Source organism: Promicromonospora sp. NPDC057488 (assembly GCF_042802395.1).
Lineage (GTDB): Bacteria > Actinomycetota > Actinomycetes > Actinomycetales > Cellulomonadaceae > Promicromonospora.
This window is the reverse complement of sequence record NZ_JBHVEG010000023.1, coordinates 28309-45462: the sequence shown is the minus strand read 5'-3', so window position 1 is coordinate 45462 and position 17154 is coordinate 28309. Positions and strand designations below refer to the sequence as shown.

The following is a 17154-nucleotide window of genomic DNA, read 5'->3' as shown; positions in this document are numbered from 1 at the left end:
AATCTTGGGCTGTGTCTACCCCTGAGCAGGATCTGCTGCGCCGCGCGCTCGGCGTGCTGACCGAGATGGCGCCCGCCGCGCTCGAGCTGGGCGAGCAGTTCCGCGCTGCCGGTCACGAGCTGTCGCTCGTCGGCGGCCCGGTCCGCGACGCCTTCCTCGGCCGCGCGAGCAACGACCTCGACTTCGCGACGTCGGCCTCGCCGGACCAGACGCAGCGGCTCCTCGCGCGCTGGGGCGACGCCCACTGGGACATCGGCAAGGAGTTCGGCACCATCGGTGCGCGCCGGGGCGACGTCGTGGTCGAGGTGACGACGTACCGCACGGACAAGTACGACCCGGCGTCCCGCAAGCCGCTCGTGGAGTTCGGGGACTCGCTCGACGGCGACCTCTCGCGCCGCGACTTCACCGTGAACGCCATGGCCGTGCGCGTGCCCGACCTGACCTTCGTGGACCCCTTCAACGGGCTCACCGACCTCGCGGCCGGCGTGCTGCGCACCCCCATCGCGCCCGAGCGCTCGTTCGACGACGACCCGCTGCGCATGATGCGCGCCGCGCGGTTCGCGGCCCAGCTCTCGTTTCACGTGGAACCAGGGACGCTCGCCGCGCTGGTCGCGATGGCCGAGCGGATCGAGATCGTGTCGGCCGAGCGCGTGCAGGCGGAGATCACGAAGCTGATCCTGAGCGACAACCCGCGGGCCGGGCTCGAGGTGCTCACGGACACCGGCCTCGCCGAGCAGGTGCTGCCGGAGCTGCCGGCGCTCCAGCTCGAGATCGACGAGCACCACCGGCACAAGGACGTCTACCAGCACTCGCTCACCGTCCTGGACCAGGCGATCGCGCAGGAGACCGGCGCCGACGGCGCGGTGCCCGCCCCGGACCTGGTGCTCCGCCTCGCCGCGCTGCTGCACGACATCGGCAAGCCCGCGACGCGCCGCTTCGAGTCCGGCGGCGGCGTCAGCTTCCACCACCACGAGGTGGTCGGCGCCAAGCTGACCGCCAAGCGGCTGCGGGCGCTCAAGTACGAGAAGCAGGTGGTCAAGGACGTGTCCCGCCTCGTCGAGCTGCACCTGCGGTTCCACGGGTACGGCGACGGCGCCTGGACCGACTCCGCCGTCCGGCGGTACGTGACCGACGCCGGCCCGCTGCTGGAGCGGCTGCACCGGCTCACCCGTGCCGACTCGACCACGCGTAACAAGCGCAAGGCCAAGCGGCTCTCCGACGCGTACACCGACCTGGAGGACCGCATCTCCGCGCTGCGCGAGCAGGAGGAGATCGACGCGATCCGACCCGACCTCGACGGTACGCAGATCATGGCGATCCTCGGCATCTCGCCGTCGCGCGAGGTCGGCGAGGCCTACAAGTACCTGCTGGGCCTGCGCATGGAGCGCGGCCCGCTGGGCGAGGAGGCGGCGACGGAGGAGCTCAGGAAGTGGTGGGCCGAGCGGGCCTAGACGTGCGTCGGGTCGAAGAGGGCGCTGACCGACTCGCCGGTGTGGATGCGGCGGACCGCCTCCGCGAACGCCGGGGCCACGCTGATCACCGTCAGCTTGTCGTGGTTCAGCAGACCGGTCGACGGCACCGTGTTGGTGGTGACGATCTCGACCACGTCGGGGTCGGCCGCGATGCGGTGCGCGGCGTCGTTGGCGAAGATGCCGTGCGTGCAGGCGATCCGGACGCTGCGCGCGCCGTGCTCCCGGAGCAGGTCGAGGATCGCCAGGATCGTCGAGCCGTTGGCGATCTCGTCGTCGAGCACGATGATGTCGCGGCCGGTCACGTCGCCGATGAGCGAGGTGATCTCGACCCGGTCGCCGTCGAACCGCTCCTTCGCGGCCGCCGCCACCGGGATGCCGAGCATCTTCGCGAACGCCGACGCGCTCTTCGCGTTGCCCAGATCGGGGGAGACCACCGTGGCCTTCGAGAGGTCGCTCGGCAGGAAGTGCGCCGCCAGCTCCCGTAGCGCGTTGAGCTGGTCCGTCGGCACCCGGAAGAACGCGTGCACCTGCGGCGCGTGCAGCGTCATCGTGAGGATGCGGTTCACGCCCGCCGTCTCCAGCAGGTCCGCCACGAGGCGGCCACCGACCGAGATGCGCGGGGCGTCCTTCTTGTCCGAGCGCGCGTACGCGAAGTGCGGCATGACGGCGGTGATCCGGGCGGCCGACGCGCCCTTCGCGGCGTCGATCATCAGCAGGAGCTCCATCAGGCTCTCCTGCGCGGGACGCACCACTGGCTGTACGAGATAGACGTCGCGCTCGCGGCAGTTCTCCAGGAGCTGGACCTGCAGGCAGTCGTTCGCGAAGCGCTGGATGTTGATCGGGCTCAGCGGGACGTCGAGATCAGCACACATCTCCCGAGCGAAACGCTGGCCCCCGGTTCCGGCAAAGACCCTCACCTCGGCCATGGCTGGAGTCTACGGAACGTCGAGCCGACACGCCCGGCCGGAGCAGGCATCATGTGGATCGTGAGCCTCACCGAGTGGCAGGTCTGGGAGCCCTTCGTCGACGCGCTGCGCCGGTCGGCACCGCCCGGGACGGGCGTCAGCGAGTTCGCCGGCACGGTCGGCGGCGGCACCTGGGACGGGACCTACCTGGACGACGGCGACGCCGCCGCCCGCCGTGCGCACTATCGCGAGGCCGCGCGAGAGGCCGCCCGGACCGGCGGGCGGGGGCCCAAAGCAGAGCTCGATGACGCCCTCCGCGCGATCGCGGACCTGGCACCCGAGGCCGGGCAGCCGGTGCGGGTCGTGGCCGCGGCGGACCCCGACGACGACGTGGTCGAGCTGGTCACGCTGCCGCCCGCCGTCGTGTCCGGCCCGGTCACGCCGGTGCTCGAGGTGGTGCTGGAGCCCGGCGCGCTCCCGGCGCGGTACCGGGAGACGATCTCGCCGCCGCCCGACGGCACCCCGGCGGCGTCCGCGGACGCGGACGCGGTGACGCGGGTGGTCGCGGAACGGATGCCCGACGCCGCCGGCGCGGCGCCCGAGGAGATCGACGAGGCGGAGGCGGCCCTGCCCGACGGCGCGCGGCTGACCGCCGAGGTGCGGGCCCTGTACGCGGCGGCCGGGTCGGGCAACCTGCGGCTCGAGCCGCAGGAGGACCTGTTCGGCGGGTTCGAGATCGTGCCGCTGCACGGGAGCTTTCTCCGCGAGGCGTTCCTGCCTGCGGCCCGGTTCAGCACCTGGACCGCCGACGTCGGCACGTCGGCGCCGGCGGATCCCACCGGCCGGGTGCAGTCCGCGGTCGGGTCGCCGCTCTGGTTCCCCGTGGGCACGGACGGCGCCGGCAACGTCTGGGCCGCCGATCTCGCGCCGGGGCCGGACGGGCACCTGGGGCAGATCGTGCTGCTCGACCACGAGCAGCGGGCCGGGGCGACCTACCGGGCGGAGAGCCTGGCGGCGCTGCTCGCCGGTCAGGTGCCCGGATCCGATGATGCCGTTCCGGACAGGTCCGACGGGCCGGACGGCGGCGAGGCCGGCCCCGGCTCGGCGTCGGACCCCGAGTTCCTGAACCTCGACCCGGCCGCCTGGGCGGAGCGGCTCGACGCCGGAACCGTCCCGACCGGCCTCAAGGCCGCCGGATTCGTGCCCGACCGCGCGGTGCCGCCCGCCCTGCCCGAGGCGATCGCGGTGGCGAACCGGCTGCTGGAGCTGCGCGGTCAGGAGCTGATCGAGGTCACCCGGCTGACGCGCCCGGCGGCGGATCGTCCGCGGCGCAAGGGTCTGCTCGGCCGTCTCTTCGATCGCTGACGACGGCGCGCAGGCCGGCCGCTCGTGCTCGACGCCCTGCAAGGTCGCGGCACCTCACGCCCGGGTGCCGCGCGTTTCGTCGATGAGGTTCGTGCGCCGGACTCTGCTCCCTCGGAAGACCTACCCCGTCAGAGGGTGCCGGGACCGGTGAACTTCGTTCAGCGGGGGACCGGTTGATTCACCTGCGCTGAACAGTCCGGCACAGCCGGTGATGTCGGGTCAGGCGTGAACAAAATTCAGGAGGGCCGGCACGTGCCGATTGGGTGCTGTCTGCCTTCGGCTGCCCGGCTGCCCGGCTGCCCGGCGGCCCGCCGCCCGACGCGACGAGGGCGGGAACCCGGATGGGTTCCCGCCCTCGTCAGGCACGCGCGGCGACCGGCCGCTCAGGTGTCAGTGCCCGCCCTGGAACTCGCCGTCGGTCTCGGGCCGCTTGATCAGCACCGCCAGCGCGATGGTCAGGGCCATCACACCGGCGCCGATCGCGAACGCCAGGCTGGCACCGGACGTCAGGGCGTCGGCGGCGGACTCCCCGGCGGCCGTCAGCGTGTCCGACCGGAGCGTCATGATCGCGATGAACAGCGCGATACCCGCCGCACCCGCGACCTGCTGCACGGTGTTGATCGTGGCCGAGCCGTGCGAGTACTGGTGCGGCTTGAGCACACCGAGCGCCGCGCTGAACAGGGGCGTGAACACCGCGGCCAGGCCCAGGCTCAGCAGGACGTGCGCGCCGAGCACGTAGAACGGCGAGATGCCGGGGTGCAGGAACGCGAGCATCCCGATGCCGAGGGTCACGAGCACCGTGCCGGGCACGAGGATCGGACGCGGTCCGACCCGGTCGTACCAGCGGCCGACGACCGGACCCAGGAGGCCCATCGCGAGCGCGCCGGGCAGCACGATCAGCCCGGACTGGAGCGGCGACAGGCCCATCGCCTCCTGCAGCACCAGCGGCAGGACGATCAGGGTGCCGAGCATCGCGAGCATCGCGACCGCCATGATGCCGATCGCCACGCGGAAGTTGGACTCGAGGAACGTGCGCAGGTCCAGCAGCGCGGACTCGGTCCGCTGCCGCACGATCTGCCGCCAGATGAACAGGCCCAGGAACACCAGGCCGGTACCCAGCGGGATCCACGGGTTCAGCCCGCCGCCCGCGTGCGCGCCCTCGCCGAGGCCCGACAGGCCCCACACCAGACCGCCGAACGCGACCAGCGTGAGCAGCAGCGACAGCGGGTCGAGCGTGTGGTGCTCCTTCTCGTTGACGTCGCGGATCCAGAGCAGGCCGGCGACCAGCGCCAGCACCGCGATCGGCAGGACCACGCCGAACACGCCGCGCCAGCCGAGCGGCTCGAGGATCGCACCGGAGAGCGTCGGGCCGAGCGCCGGCGCCGCCGCGATGACCAGACCGACGTTGCCCATGACCCGGCCGCGCATGTGCGCCGGCACGATGGTCATGATCGTGGTCATGAGCAGCGGCATCATGATGGCCGTGCCCGTCGCCTGCACCACGCGGCCCGTCACCAGGACGCCGAAGCCCGGCGCGATCATCGCCAGCGCGGTGCCGACGGTGAACAGCGACATCGCCAGCAGGTACGCGCCGCGCGTGCCGAGCCGGTTGATGAGGAACCCGGTCGCCGGGATCACGACTGCCATCGTCAGCAGGAACGCCGTGGTGAGCCACTGGCCGACCGTCGGGGTCACGCCGAGCTCGTCCATGATCGGCGGCAGGGCCACCGACATGGTGGTCTCGTTGAGGATCACGGTGAAGGCGCTCGCCATCAGCAGCGCGATGGCCCGGAAGTGGCCGGGGGCGAGCTTGTCGGGGCGCGCCTGAACCGGGGCGTCGACCACGGCGCCGCCCGACGTCGGGCGGCTGGTGCGGTCGTCCAGCGGATCAGCGGTGTCAAGGATTTCGGTCGTCATGGGGATTGCCCTCTCGGTACGGTGCGCGGGCCGAGATCGAGAGCGACATTGCACACGACCTACGTCTAACGACGCCGGACCATCGTGGAGTATTCCCGGCGATGATCGCGACCTGTTTTTGTCGACGTCTGCGGTCAGCAGAAATCATCGGTCGGTCGTCGACCCGGACCGGACTCAGTTCCCCGTTGCGCCGGCCGGCTCGGCGTCGCCGGCCGCCGGGCCGCCCGAGGGGGAGACCGGCTCGGTGACCGGCGTCGCGACGCCGAGCGTCACGCCCTGCCCGGCCATGAACGGCTCCGGGTCCACGGCCTGGCCGTTCATCCGTACCTCGTAGTGCAGGTGGCAGCCCGACGACGTCCCGGCGCCCGCCGGGTCGATGCGCGAGTCGCCGCCCATGGAGGCGATCTGCTGCCCGGCCTGCACGGTCTGGCCCACGCGGACCAGGTTGGTGCCGGTGAGCAGGTGCCCGTAGGTCGAGTCGAGGCCCATGCCGTGCTCGATCCGGATCGTGTTGCCGGTGCCCCAGCCGGTCGCGCCGGAGATCACCACGCGTCCCGCCGCGGCCGCGTACACCTGCGTGCCGCACGACGCCGCGATGTCCTGGCCCAGGTGGTACGTCGACGCGCCCGCGATGCCGGTGTTGCGGGGGCCGAACCCGGACGCCTTGGTCCCGACGGCCGGGTTGGCCCAGCCGCCGATGCCCACGGCGGCCTGACCGACGGAGCCGGACATGCAGGGAGCGGCCGCCGCGGCGCCCTGGATGGAGCGGGACAGCCCGGCGAGGTCCTCCTTGTCGGCGCCGCTGACCAGCTGCATGACCTCCAGCGCCTGGTCCCAGTACTTCTGGTAGTGGTACGGGTCGGCGTTGCGCTGCGCCTTGTGCGCCGCGATGGTCGGCTCGAGCGTCTCCCAGCCGGTGATGGCGAGGAGGCGGTCGTAGAACCGGCCCGACGACTGCACCGGGTCGAGCCGCTCCTCGACGGTGCCGTACCACTTCTGCTCCTGGAACATGCCGATCGAGGAGGTCAGTGAGCCGTCCGGGTTGCGCACGCCGAACCGGTCGTCGCCGTAGTTCAGGTTGCGCATGCCGGACTCGCCCAGCGCCGTCATCACGGTGATGGCCTGCGCGCGGGCGGGCACCCCGCGCTCCTCGCCGACCTGGAGGATCACGGCAGCGTTCTGCAGCTGCTCGGCCGTGAAGCCGCCTGCGGCGTCGACCTGCCCGGCGGGTACCACCGACGCCGACATGCTGCAGCCGTTCTGCGACTGGTTCTCGCTGACGGCGCCGCCCACGAGCACGACCATCGCGATGACCGCCGCGGGGACCGCCAGGACGGCGGCGGCCAGGACGGCCAGCACGAGCACGGCACGCCGGGTCGAGTCGTCCTTCTTCCTGCCGTTGCCCGACCGCGAGGTCCGGACCGCCTGCGACACGGCCCGCGTCGCGAGCCCGACGGTGTCCCGCCCGCTCACGACCCCTCCGGCGGCCTGATCTGCTCGGCCAGCCAGGGTGCCGCGCCGTCGACCCTGGTCAGCAGCACCGTGTAGGCGCCGATGTCCGTGGGCACGGCCACCTCGGCGAGGAGCGTGGACGTCTCGTCGGTGACCTCCGGCTCACCGGTCACCTCGGTGACCGGCACGAGGCGCGGGTCGACGTCCTGGTAGACCGGCTGCGCCTGCGGCGTCAGGAGCGGCTTCAGGCCGTCCCACCAGGCGTCCCCCGCCTGGTCCTTCGCCGCGAACGCGGTCATGGTCGCCAGGGCCGCGTCGCGCGCGGCCTGCCGGACGGCCTTGTCCCACGTGGCCTCGACCGGCTCGGCCGGCGCGGCCTCGTCGAACTCCGGCTCGGCCGTCACCTCGACCGCCGGGTCACCGGCGCCCGGCTGCTGGTCGACCTCCTCGGTGGCGGGCGCATCGCCGGCGTCGTCGGACGTGCCCACGGGGTTGTCGAAGTCGTCCTGCCCGCCCGGCGTGACGACGTCGCCCACCTCCGCGGTCGGGTCGGCCGCGGGACCGCCCTCGCGGGGCCACCCGATCCAGGTCCCGATCGCGAGGACGATCACCGTCAGCACGACGATCACGGTGCGCTTCATGAGCGGCCCAGCCCCCGCATCTGTCGCCGTCCGGGGTTGTGCACGATGGCGGAGGGCTGCGGGCCGGCGCCCGGTGCCGCGCCGCCCTGCCGCGCCGCGTTCAGGGACTGGGCGAGCCGGGCCGCGCTCTGCGAGCGCTCTCCCCGCCGGCCGAGGCCGCGCACGGCCCCGAGCACCTGCTTGGCCTGTCCGGCCTTGCGGACCACCGTGAGCGCCTTGGACGCGCCGGCCGCCGCGGCGGACGTGCCACCGCTCGCGACCATGGCACCTGCCTGCAGCGCGATCGACGTCCCCGCGCGGCCGGCGCTGCCCAGCCGGTCGGTGAGCCGCTCGCCCGCCGTCGGCGGCAGGTGGGGCGACGGCTCGTTCGACGCCTTCTCGCCGGCGTTCGTCGCGTCGGGCACCTGGTCCCCGGCGGTGCGTCCGCCGTCGGGCGAACCGTCCTGGACGGTCCGGGCCGCGGTGGTCCAGGCGCTGCCGCCGGACCCGTTGCCCGGGCCGCCGTCCGGCCCGCCGTCGGGGCCCGAGGCGTCGACGGGGATCGGGACGGTCCGGTTGTCGTCGGACATGGCCCGCCCCGCTGCGACACCCGCCGCCGCGCCGGCGGCCGCGCCACCGACCGTCCCGGCACCGGGGGTGCCGTCCATGGCGGACGGGCCCGCCGCCGGGGGCGCGTCGCCGTCGACCTCCACGGCGTTGCCGTTCGGCTGCACCGGGGCCGGGCCGAGCCCGACGCCGGCCCAGGACTTGGCCTTGTTGTACCGGTCGCGCCACTTGGCGGTGCCGTCCCACGGCATCGCGGCGGGCTCGCCGACCTGGGAGGGGACGCCGGCGGCCGCGAGCTTGTCGGCCAGGGCCCGCAGGCCCTGCCGCACGCTCGCGCCCATGAGCACGTAGAAGACGGCGCCCGCCACGACCAGCGTGTTGAAGAGGTACAGCCGCACGAGGAACGGCAGGCCGCTCGTCGCGTCGTAGAAGCCGAGCAGCATCTTCATCCACGCGACCAAGAACATCGTGGCCATCGCGACGAGGATGCAGCCGAAGCCCACGCTCGCGAACGTGCGGAAGAGCTGGGCGCGCGTACCGCTGGAGATGACGCCGACGGGCAGCTGCCAGAGCAGCTTGATCGCCGACCAGCCGAGCAGCAGCACCGCGAAGATGGTGCCGCCCACGATCACCACGGACAGCAGCAGGAACACGAACCCGGTGGTGAGCAGGCTCAGCGTGGAGACGACCGTGCCGGCGTCGACCGTGGACGCCGCCTCCTGGTAGGCCGCGTCGCAGCCGCCGATCTCGTCGACGGCGTTCTCCCGGCCCACGTTCTCGGTGTAGGTGTCCTCGCAGCCCGTACCGTCGATGACCGAGCCGTAGTTGATGATCTGGTGCGGCGCGCGCAGCAGGGTGTCCACGAGCTGGCCCTTGAGGCCGTCCCGGATCACCGTCGCGTCGCGTTGGAAGGACGCCCCCTCGGTGGCGAAGCCGGTCGCGATGTCCATGCCGGCGTCCCGCGACTGCACGATCACGCCGTTCTGCCCGCCGACCACGGCCATCGGGTCGGCGAGGAACCCGGTGGCCAGCGCGGCGATCACGCAGCCGATGATCAGCTCCATGAAACCGCCGGCGTAGCGGCCCTTGAGCAGCCACCACCCGACCACGAACGCCAGGATGATCAGCATCAGGTTCAGCAGGCCGACCTGCGCGATCATGCCCTTGACGATGACGCTGAGCCCGGCGAGCGGCGCCAGGATGTAGCCGAGCCAGTCCATCCCGAGCACCCAGTCGAGCACCCAGATCTGCACCGCGACCATGTCGCGGTACCAGACCCAGAACATGCCCGCGAGGGTCGAGAAGATCTCGGAGTCGACGTTGAGCGGGTTCCACGGCGAGCCCGTGTCCCACTGGAGCGTGAACCGGTTGTAGTTCACGCCCTGCGTGTCCTCGAGGTTCAGCCCACCCTGCGGGTCGGCGAACGCGAGGGGCGCCAGCCGGATCATGCCCCGATCACCGCACCGGAGGAGCTCGTCGGCGTCGTCTTGACCGTCTGGGCGCGCTTCTCCACGAGCGGCGCCATGACCTTCGCCCGGCCGTACCGGGCCTGGAAGTCGCGGATGAGGCACTCGCCCCGGCGCTCCTCGACCACGCCGACGGCGGAGTCCGTCACCGGGGCGGTGCCCTCGGTGACCAGCTTGACCAGGCCCTCGTCGACCTGGGCGTCGGTCGGCAGACCGTGCAACCAGCGCAGGCCTCTGCGGGCCAGGTTGGAGTCGCGGTGGCGCAGCAGCACGCGGAACGGGATCAGACCGCGCACCACCTCGTTGCCGAAGTCCTCCTCGGCGTCGTGGCTGCCAAGCAGGAGCGCGGCCTTGTGCTTCCGGCCGTCGCGGATGAACGTGCCGATCTCCTCGGCCGCCTCGGGCGACGACATCGTCTTGGACGCCTCGTCCGCGGCGAAGATGTCGAGCCGGGAGCGGTCCGCGAAGCAGCGGTACCGGGCCAGGGCCGCGATGAGCGCGAACGTGGCGCGGCCGAACACCTTCTCGGCCTTGAGCTCGGCGAAGAGGTGCCCGTGCTCCATGTCGGCGCGCGAGGGCAGCTGCATCTTGTGCGTGTGCAGCACGATCGCGGGCGAGCTCAGGTCGAGCGGCGGCAGCGTGTCGTCGAACAGGGCGCGGCCGAAGTCGAGCTCCGAGAAGATGCGCATCTCGTCGGCCAGCATCCGGGCGCCCGGGAACTCGCAGTCCTCCTCGAGGTGCCGGGCGAGCGAGCCGAGCGACGTGATCTTGTGCCGCCACATGTACTCGGTCTGCAGCACCTTGGACAGCAGCACGTTCTGTTCCGACTTGGTCTGCACGGACAGCAGCACGGTGAGGAAGGCGCGAGCGACGCGGGGTGCCTGGGCGGGCGGCAGGATCCGCAGCGGGTCCATGGAGACCGTCGCGTCCTCCGAGATCTCGACGACCTGCGAGCCGGGGATCTCGGAGACGGCGATGCCCCACTCGCCCATCTCGGTGTGGTCCACCGCCATGAGCGTGGCGCCCATGTCGACGTTGTCCATGGCCACCGTCTTCATGCTCACCGACTTGCCCGAGCCCAGCTCGCCCACGAAGCCCATCGCGAGCGCCACGTCCAGCTTGTCGGTGGCGCCGGCCAGGTTCACGAACACCGGGTTCGGCCGGGCGGCCCCGTTCGAGATCTCCAGGGCGAACAGCGCGCCGGAGGTGTCGCCCAGCTCGGTCGTCGCGAACGGCACCGCCGCCGAGAAGGCCCGCGCCGTGGTGATCTGCGAGTACTCACGCACCGCGCGAGGCGTCGGCATGCCCGGCAGCGTGGCGTCGAAGAGCGTGGGCTGGATCGTCGGGTCGGTGCGCAGCGAGAACTGCATGGCGGCGAAGTACTTGGTCAGGTCGCGGGCGTCGTCGAGCGCCTGCTCCGGGGTGTGGCCCGAGACCGTGAACATGGTGGTGGCGTCGACCTCGACCTCGAGCTCGTCGGCGTCCATGACCGCCTGGTACTCGCCCAGGGCGCGCGCCGTCGTGTCCAGGGACGAGCCGGCGCGCTCCTCCTCGGAGCGCTGGTCGAACTGGTCGTTCAGCGTGCGGACGGCGCGCCGGTTGCGGTTGGTCACCTCGTCGCGCGAGCGCACCGTCATCCGGATGGCCCAGTCGCACGGCACACCGGACTCGTCGACGCGCCCGATCCACTCGCACCCCGGGTACACGATCCCGCCCGACGGCGTGTCGCTCACCACGAGCGTCGTCTGGTACGACGCGAGCTCGGGGTTGGTCGGGTCGAGCACCTTCACGTACGGCCGCTTCAGGATCTGCAGCGGGCCGAGCTTCTTCTCGGAGTCGGTCTGCCCCGCCGGGTCGATGAGCGCGGACGGCAGCACCGAGGGACCGGACAGGTGCATCTCGGCGTCGAGCGAACCGTCGACCGGCACCGCGGTGTCGAGCCCGAGGCCACGCTGCATCGCGTGGCCGAACATCCACGCCATCTCGGCCACGGACGCCGGCTGGGGGTCGAACGCCGAGGGCATCTCCTTGCGCAGCGCCTCCGCCTGGGCGGCGCGCTCGCCGATCGCGTGCCGGCCGGGCACGGAGCGCGGCATCATCAGGGTGTCCTGCAGCGTGGTCCAGCTCGCCTGCAGCGGCTCCATGAAGGCCTTGGCGCCGGGGTTGGCCAGGGGCGCGGCGATCCAGTGCACCCGCCGCCCGATCGGGATCTGCTCCAGGAAGTCGAGGGTGGCCTCGCACTCGGCGGCCCACGCCTCGCGCTCGGTCAGGTCGACGCCCTCGATCATCGCGAGGACCACGGAGGCCGGGTCGGTGGCCGCCGTCAGACCGAGGTGCAGGGACTCGCCGCGCAGCGCGCGGTAGAGCGCGGTGTGGTGGCGCCGCGCCGCGTGCTTCTTGTCGTCCGGCTGGAACGCGTAGGGCACGGGGGACACGCGCCAGACCGCCCACACGGTCCCGGTGCGGGTCCACATGAGGCCGTCGGTCAGGGCCGAGATGTGGCTCAGCATGGGGGCTCAGTCCTCTCGCGGGGTGGTCGGCGGGGTGGTGGGTGGGTTCTTCTGCTGGCCGGCGAGCAGCTGCCCCACACCGGTGAGGTCGCTGTTCCTGCGGTCCGCCGCCGCGGTCGCGGCGGCTGCCGCCCAGTCGGCCGGCGAGCGTCTGCTCGGTGGCGCACCGGGCTGTTGCCCGGGTTGCGGGCCTGGCCTCGGGTCGAGCCGCCGGCCCTCGAACGTCGCGTCCGCGGGTCCCCGGGCGGTCAGCTCCGGCAGGAGCTCGGTCGGCACGGGACGCACCACGGTCGGCGGGACGGCCTCGGCGGGCCGGACCGCGGCCCGGACGGGCTGGGCCACGTGAGCGGCGGCCCCAGGCACCACGACCATGACGCGGTGCGTCATCAGGCGCGGCTTGGGCAGGGCGACCTGTCCGCCCGACAGACGTCCCGGGCTGGAGGTCAGGTTCATCGCGTCCATGACGAACGCGACGGGGTTGCGCCCGGAGCTCGGGAGCTTGCCCGTGGCCCAGACGACGCCCACGACCACCCCGACGGCGACCACGATGTTCATGAAACCGCCGAGCTGCGCCCACAGCGGGGCGGTCTTCCACAGGGCGAACGCCACCACGGCGCCCGCTCCCACCTGGGTGATGGTGTACGGCCCACCCCAGATGCGCCCGCCACTGGGCAGCTTCCCCACGAGCATGGGAATGCGGCGGGCCTTCGTGTAGAACTTCGCGGTCTCGGTCACCGGACACCCTCCTCACCACACGCCGGGCGCGCGGACGCGCCCGTCAGACCAACCCTGTGCCTTGCCCCCAGCGCCTTGCCCATGTGTCTGACCTGCCGGTACCGGCCGTCAGAGAACTGTCTGCGTGTTCACGATCGCCGGGGCGGAGTCGAACTCGTCCCGGGCGAGGTCGGAGGTGACGTTGATGCCACCGTTCACGAGCCACAGGACGATCCCGCCGACGATCGCGGACATCAGGATGGCCGCGATCGACATCTTGGTCTTCACCGCGGTGATGACGACCATGAGGATGACGACCACGAAGGTCACGGACTCGATTGCGCTCTTGACCTCCTCGGACTTCACGGTGATGAGGTCGAGGAAGCCGTCGGCCATAACGATCTCGCTGATCATGGTTTCTCCTTCGTTACTCCCCGGCGGTGCCGGGGTCGATCGTGCCGGATGGCGTCGTGTCGATACGGACCGCCGGCTCAACGCCGGCAACCTCCCAGCGGCCGTCCCGCGCGACGAGCGTGAGGACGTACTGGGCGGTCGTCTTGTTGCCGTCGAGCCTGGTGAGCTCGGCGGTGATGAGGGCGTGCGTGCCGTCGCCGTCGGCGGGGTCCTCCGTGACCTCGTGCGAACCCTTGATGCCCGTCACGGCCACGGCCGAGTACGGGGCGGGGGTGATCGCCGAGACGGAGGTGCCGGGGGCCAGGTAGCGCGTGATCTCGCCGTCGCCCGCGATCATCGCCGCGAGGAAGCCGGTGGCGGACTGACCCGCGGCCGACGTCGGGGAGATGGTCTCGGAGTAGTCGAGGTCCGGGGCGTCCGCCGCGGCGGCGGGTCCCGGGACGGGTGAGGGCAGCGCGAGCGCCGTGACCGCGAGGTCCGGGCCGGAGTACCTGGTGTCCGTGCGCTGCACGAGCACGGGCACCTGGAAGTAGCGGCGCACCCAGACGAGCGCGACCTCGGCCTGCTCGCCCTTCGCGTCCGCGGGCGGCGGCGTCGAGCCCGGGGCGGGCTCGGCGACGTCGACGCCGACCGTCACGGACCAGACGGCGTTCTCCGCCTGCTCCACCTGCGCCACCGACGAGTCGCGGATGGTCAGGCCCTCCTGGGGGAGAGTTCCGACCGGGGCGTTCGTCAGGGAGGCGATGAGCTGCTGGTCGTTGCTGTCGGCCCGCAGCCAGGTCTCCACGAGCTCGACCGCGCGCTCGGTGGCGGCGGCGGACTCCGCGGTGCTCGCCGAACCCGCGGCCACGGCGACGGGCGCCGGCTCGGGCCGCAGCAGGGTCCACGCCAGGGCGGCGGGACCGGCGAGCAGCGCGAGCGCCAGCAGGGCGCCCCAGGCCTTGGTGGCCAGGGCCGGACCGTTGGACCACTCGACGACCTGCGGGGGAGGGTCGCCGTCGTTCCCGCCGCCGCCCGATGCCGGGGGAGTCGCGGGCCGTTCGGGTCCGCCCGCCCAGGGCGAGGCGGAACCGGGGGCGCCGTCGGCGGGGGCGGGCAGCTCGGCCGGCTTGGCGGCCTTCTTGCCCCGACGGCGCACGAGGAGCGAGCTCATCGGGTGTGCACCTCGTTCTGCAGGTCCGCGCGGATGCGCTCGCGGGCCTCGCGGGCGCTGCGCACGCGGGGGCTGTCGAGCGCCTCGGTGAGGCGGATGGTCGTGTCGTTCTCTCCGAGGGGGTCCTCGGAGAGGGATGCGATGAGGTCGCGCACCACGGGCGCCACCTCACCGCGTGCGGCGTGCACCTCGGCCGTGTCGCGGAGCAGCGACCACGTGTGGTCGAAGGCCGTAGGCCCTGGGTCCGCGCTGCCGAGGTCGGTGCTGCCGAGTCCGGCGCCGGGCGCCTGGTCGAGCTCGTCCTTGCTCATCTCGCCTCTCCCGTTGTTCCGTCAGTTGCGTCTGCTGAGCACAAATGGCTGGTGATGCGTTCGTGTGACATCGGTCGAGCAGGGGTTTTGCTCGACTGTGACGCAGGTCACATGAGCTCCGGACGAGCGGGCAACAGTGGCGGGCAACACCCTCCCGGTGGACTCGGGGCAGACGGAGGGGGGAACCGCCATGCCTGCACGCACACCGGCACCGGCATCAGGAACGCTGATGCGAGAGCTCGACCACGACTGGGCAGACCTGGTCCGTACGCGATCGTTCGCCACCGAGATCGATCGCTTCGTCGCACGGTTCCCCAGGCTCGCGGGACTGCGCAGGGGTGAGCCCGTGCGCCTCGCGCCCGAAGAGGCGGACGAGGTGCTGTACGCGCTCATCGTCGAGCACGCGAGCGGCAGCTTCGCCGCGGGGCGGGCGGTGCTGCAGTGCATGCTGCCCGCGGTCCGCACCATCGTGCGCAAGTCGCGCCGGCACTACCCGGACGTGCAGGACCTCGAGCAGGAGGCCGCCGCCGCGATGTGGGACGCGATCACCCACTACGACCTCGCGCGCAGCAGCCGCGTCGCGATGTGGCTGCAGGGGCACACCCTGACGCGCGTCGTCGGCGACCGGGCGCCGCACGCACGGGGCGGGCGAGCGAGCCGCGGCCCCCAGGTGGCGGAGATCCCCACCGACACGAACACGCTGACTGTCCTCGAGCGGCCGACGACGCCCGACGCGGGGCCCGACGCGGTCTACTCGCTCGCGAGCCTCTCGCTCGGCACCACGGGCGAGGTCCTCGACGTCATCGCCTGGGGGCTCGACAAGAGCGTCCTCACGCGGGACGAGTCAGCACTTCTGGCGCGGCTCTACGCGCCGGACCCCGATCTCCCGGAGTACGCCGAGCTCGGCTCGGGTCGCGGGAACTATCAGCGGCGGGTGGCCCACGAGCTGGGCATCTCGCACGCAGCCTTGCGCCAGCGGGCGAGTCGCGCAGTGCGACGGCTGGCGGAAGCCGTTCAGTCCGGTGGTCTGTCTGGGGGACAGCCGGGCGAACGGGACGGTGAGGGACGACGGCGGCCGACGGGCTGAGCACTGGGGGGTGCGTGATGCCCTGAAGGTCGTTCCAAGTCTCCTCATCGCGAGAGGGCCCCACCGCCAGCGGGGCCCTCTCGTTCTGTCCGGCTGCCTCGTGGCACTCGGTGTCGTCAAGGTTTTGCCGTCGATTCCTCCTCGAACCGCACCGCCGCGGCCGGCCCTATCTCACGGGCTGACCTGCGAAGTCAATGCCACAACTGTGGTTCTGACATGCCAGCGAACGATTGTCTGAGGGTCACTCAATATTCAAGTCTTCTCCACAACTTTGAAGTCTCCTTGACCTAGCGAGCATCCGGAACGCTGATTAGCGTTCAACCTGCCGGGTCCGGCCGTCTGCATGAGGATTACCTGCGGTGACACACCTGTGACACCGCAGGAGGCCTTCGACAGCACGGCGGGAGCACGGTGGAGACAGGCGCAGGCATGGGATCCTCTTCGGGTTCCGCTCCGGGAAGATCCCTGGCGGACTCTGTCGATGGGCTCGGAGGAGACGGCACGTTGAGCAGTGGCACGAAGGTCGCGAACCAGGACCAGCAGGCCCGGTCTGCGACAAGACCCCAGCGACCCGCACCACCCGGGCCGCTCAAACCCACGCGTGCCCGACGCCGGCCCGCCCTCATCGCGCTCGGCCTGGCGCTCGTGGCGCTGAGCGTGCTCGGGAGCGTCTACCTGACCACTTCGCTCGGGCAGACGTACCAGGTGCTGGCCGTGACGAAGGAGGTCGCGCGCGGCTCGGCGATCACGCCGGGCAACATCACCACCGTCGACCTGCCCACGGGGCCGACCGCGCTCCAGCCGATCTCGGCCGACGAGTTCGACCTGGTCAAGGACAGGATCGCGACGACCGACCTCAAGGCCGGCCAGCTCATCACGAAGGACAGCTTCGCGGAGGAGCTGCAGCCCGCCGCGGGGCAGTCGATCGTCGGCGTCGCGCTCGCGCCCAACCAGATGCCGACCACCTGGCCCAAGTCCGGGGATGCCGTGCGCATCGTCGAGACGCCGGCCACCGGCGGCGAGCCGCCCGCCGAGGCGCCGTTCTCGATCGCCGCCACCGTGGTCAGGAGCGATCAGTCGACCCTGGGTGACCAGGTGGTCGTCGACGTGCAGGTCGCCTCGAACAACGCCGCCGCGCTCGCGGCCCGCGCCGCGACCGGCCGGGTCGCGCTCGTGATCGACGCCGTCGGGGCCGGGTGAT

General features: G+C 72.2%; 14 protein-coding genes. 4 read left to right on the top strand and 10 right to left on the bottom strand.

What is annotated here, in order from left to right; all coding sequences use genetic code 11:
• The first annotated feature begins 11 nt into the window (after positions 1 to 11).
• A complete protein-coding gene (locus ACFU5G_RS07285; protein WP_377242254.1) occupies positions 12 to 1451 on the top strand; it encodes a CCA tRNA nucleotidyltransferase in 1440 nt (479 codons plus the stop codon).
• Here ACFU5G_RS07285 and ACFU5G_RS07280 read toward each other — a convergent pair.
• The gene (locus ACFU5G_RS07280) at positions 1448 to 2398 is read right to left on the bottom strand and encodes a ribose-phosphate diphosphokinase (protein WP_377242252.1); all 951 of its coding nucleotides are present in this window, start codon (positions 2396 to 2398) and stop codon (positions 1448 to 1450) included. The two genes, ACFU5G_RS07285 and ACFU5G_RS07280, sit on opposite strands and share 4 nt — an antisense overlap.
• A gap of 60 nt (positions 2399 to 2458) precedes the next feature.
• Between ACFU5G_RS07280 and ACFU5G_RS07275 the strand changes: the two genes are divergently transcribed.
• Positions 2459 to 3742, top strand: coding sequence for an SMI1/KNR4 family protein (locus ACFU5G_RS07275; protein ID WP_377242250.1), 1284 nt, complete (start codon positions 2459 to 2461; stop codon positions 3740 to 3742).
• Between the two features lie 390 nt (positions 3743 to 4132).
• Here ACFU5G_RS07275 and ACFU5G_RS07270 read toward each other — a convergent pair whose 3' ends face one another.
• The 9 genes from ACFU5G_RS07270 to ACFU5G_RS07230 all read right to left on the bottom strand — a co-directional run bounded on the left by ACFU5G_RS07270 (position 4133) and on the right by ACFU5G_RS07230 (position 14866).
• Positions 4133 to 5659 carry an MDR family MFS transporter gene (locus tag ACFU5G_RS07270; RefSeq protein WP_377242248.1) on the bottom strand — a complete coding sequence of 509 codons (1527 nt, stop codon included), beginning with the start codon at positions 5657 to 5659 and terminating at the stop codon, positions 4133 to 4135.
• A gap of 174 nt (positions 5660 to 5833) precedes the next feature.
• A complete protein-coding gene (locus ACFU5G_RS07265; protein WP_377242246.1) occupies positions 5834 to 7132 on the bottom strand; it encodes a M23 family metallopeptidase in 1299 nt (432 codons plus the stop codon).
• Positions 7129 to 7752 (bottom strand): hypothetical protein, encoded by a 624-nt coding sequence (locus tag ACFU5G_RS07260; RefSeq protein ID WP_377242244.1) that lies wholly within the window; start codon positions 7750 to 7752, stop codon positions 7129 to 7131. Before ACFU5G_RS07260 ends, ACFU5G_RS07265 begins: the two co-directional genes overlap by 4 nt.
• On the bottom strand, positions 7749 to 9746 hold the full coding sequence (locus ACFU5G_RS07255) for a hypothetical protein (protein WP_377242242.1): 1998 nt from the start codon (positions 9744 to 9746) through the stop codon (positions 7749 to 7751). Before ACFU5G_RS07255 ends, ACFU5G_RS07260 begins: the two co-directional genes overlap by 4 nt.
• Entirely contained in the window at positions 9743 to 12274 is a 2532-nt protein-coding gene (locus ACFU5G_RS07250; protein WP_377242240.1) for an ATP-binding protein, read from the bottom strand. Before ACFU5G_RS07250 ends, ACFU5G_RS07255 begins: the two co-directional genes overlap by 4 nt.
• A 6-nt stretch (positions 12275 to 12280) precedes the next feature.
• On the bottom strand, positions 12281 to 13009 hold the full coding sequence (locus tag ACFU5G_RS07245) for a hypothetical protein (RefSeq protein WP_377242238.1): 729 nt from the start codon (positions 13007 to 13009) through the stop codon (positions 12281 to 12283).
• Between the two features lie 108 nt (positions 13010 to 13117).
• Positions 13118 to 13402 (bottom strand): hypothetical protein, encoded by a 285-nt coding sequence (locus ACFU5G_RS07240; protein ID WP_020017354.1) that lies wholly within the window; start codon positions 13400 to 13402, stop codon positions 13118 to 13120.
• A gap of 13 nt (positions 13403 to 13415) precedes the next feature.
• Positions 13416 to 14555 carry a hypothetical protein gene (locus tag ACFU5G_RS07235; protein ID WP_377242236.1) on the bottom strand — a complete coding sequence of 380 codons (1140 nt, stop codon included), beginning with the start codon at positions 14553 to 14555 and terminating at the stop codon, positions 13416 to 13418.
• Entirely contained in the window at positions 14552 to 14866 is a 315-nt protein-coding gene (locus ACFU5G_RS07230; RefSeq protein ID WP_377242233.1) for a hypothetical protein, read from the bottom strand. The genes ACFU5G_RS07235 and ACFU5G_RS07230 overlap by 4 nt, the downstream gene beginning before the upstream one ends.
• A gap of 229 nt (positions 14867 to 15095) precedes the next feature.
• Between ACFU5G_RS07230 and ACFU5G_RS07225 the strand changes: the two genes are divergently transcribed.
• On the top strand, positions 15096 to 15953 hold the full coding sequence (locus tag ACFU5G_RS07225) for a sigma factor (RefSeq protein ID WP_377242231.1): 858 nt from the start codon (positions 15096 to 15098) through the stop codon (positions 15951 to 15953).
• A 504-nt stretch (positions 15954 to 16457) separates the two neighbouring features.
• Positions 16458 to 17153, top strand: coding sequence for an SAF domain-containing protein (locus tag ACFU5G_RS07220; protein ID WP_377242229.1), 696 nt, complete (start codon positions 16458 to 16460; stop codon positions 17151 to 17153).
• Position 17154 lies beyond the last annotated feature (1 nt).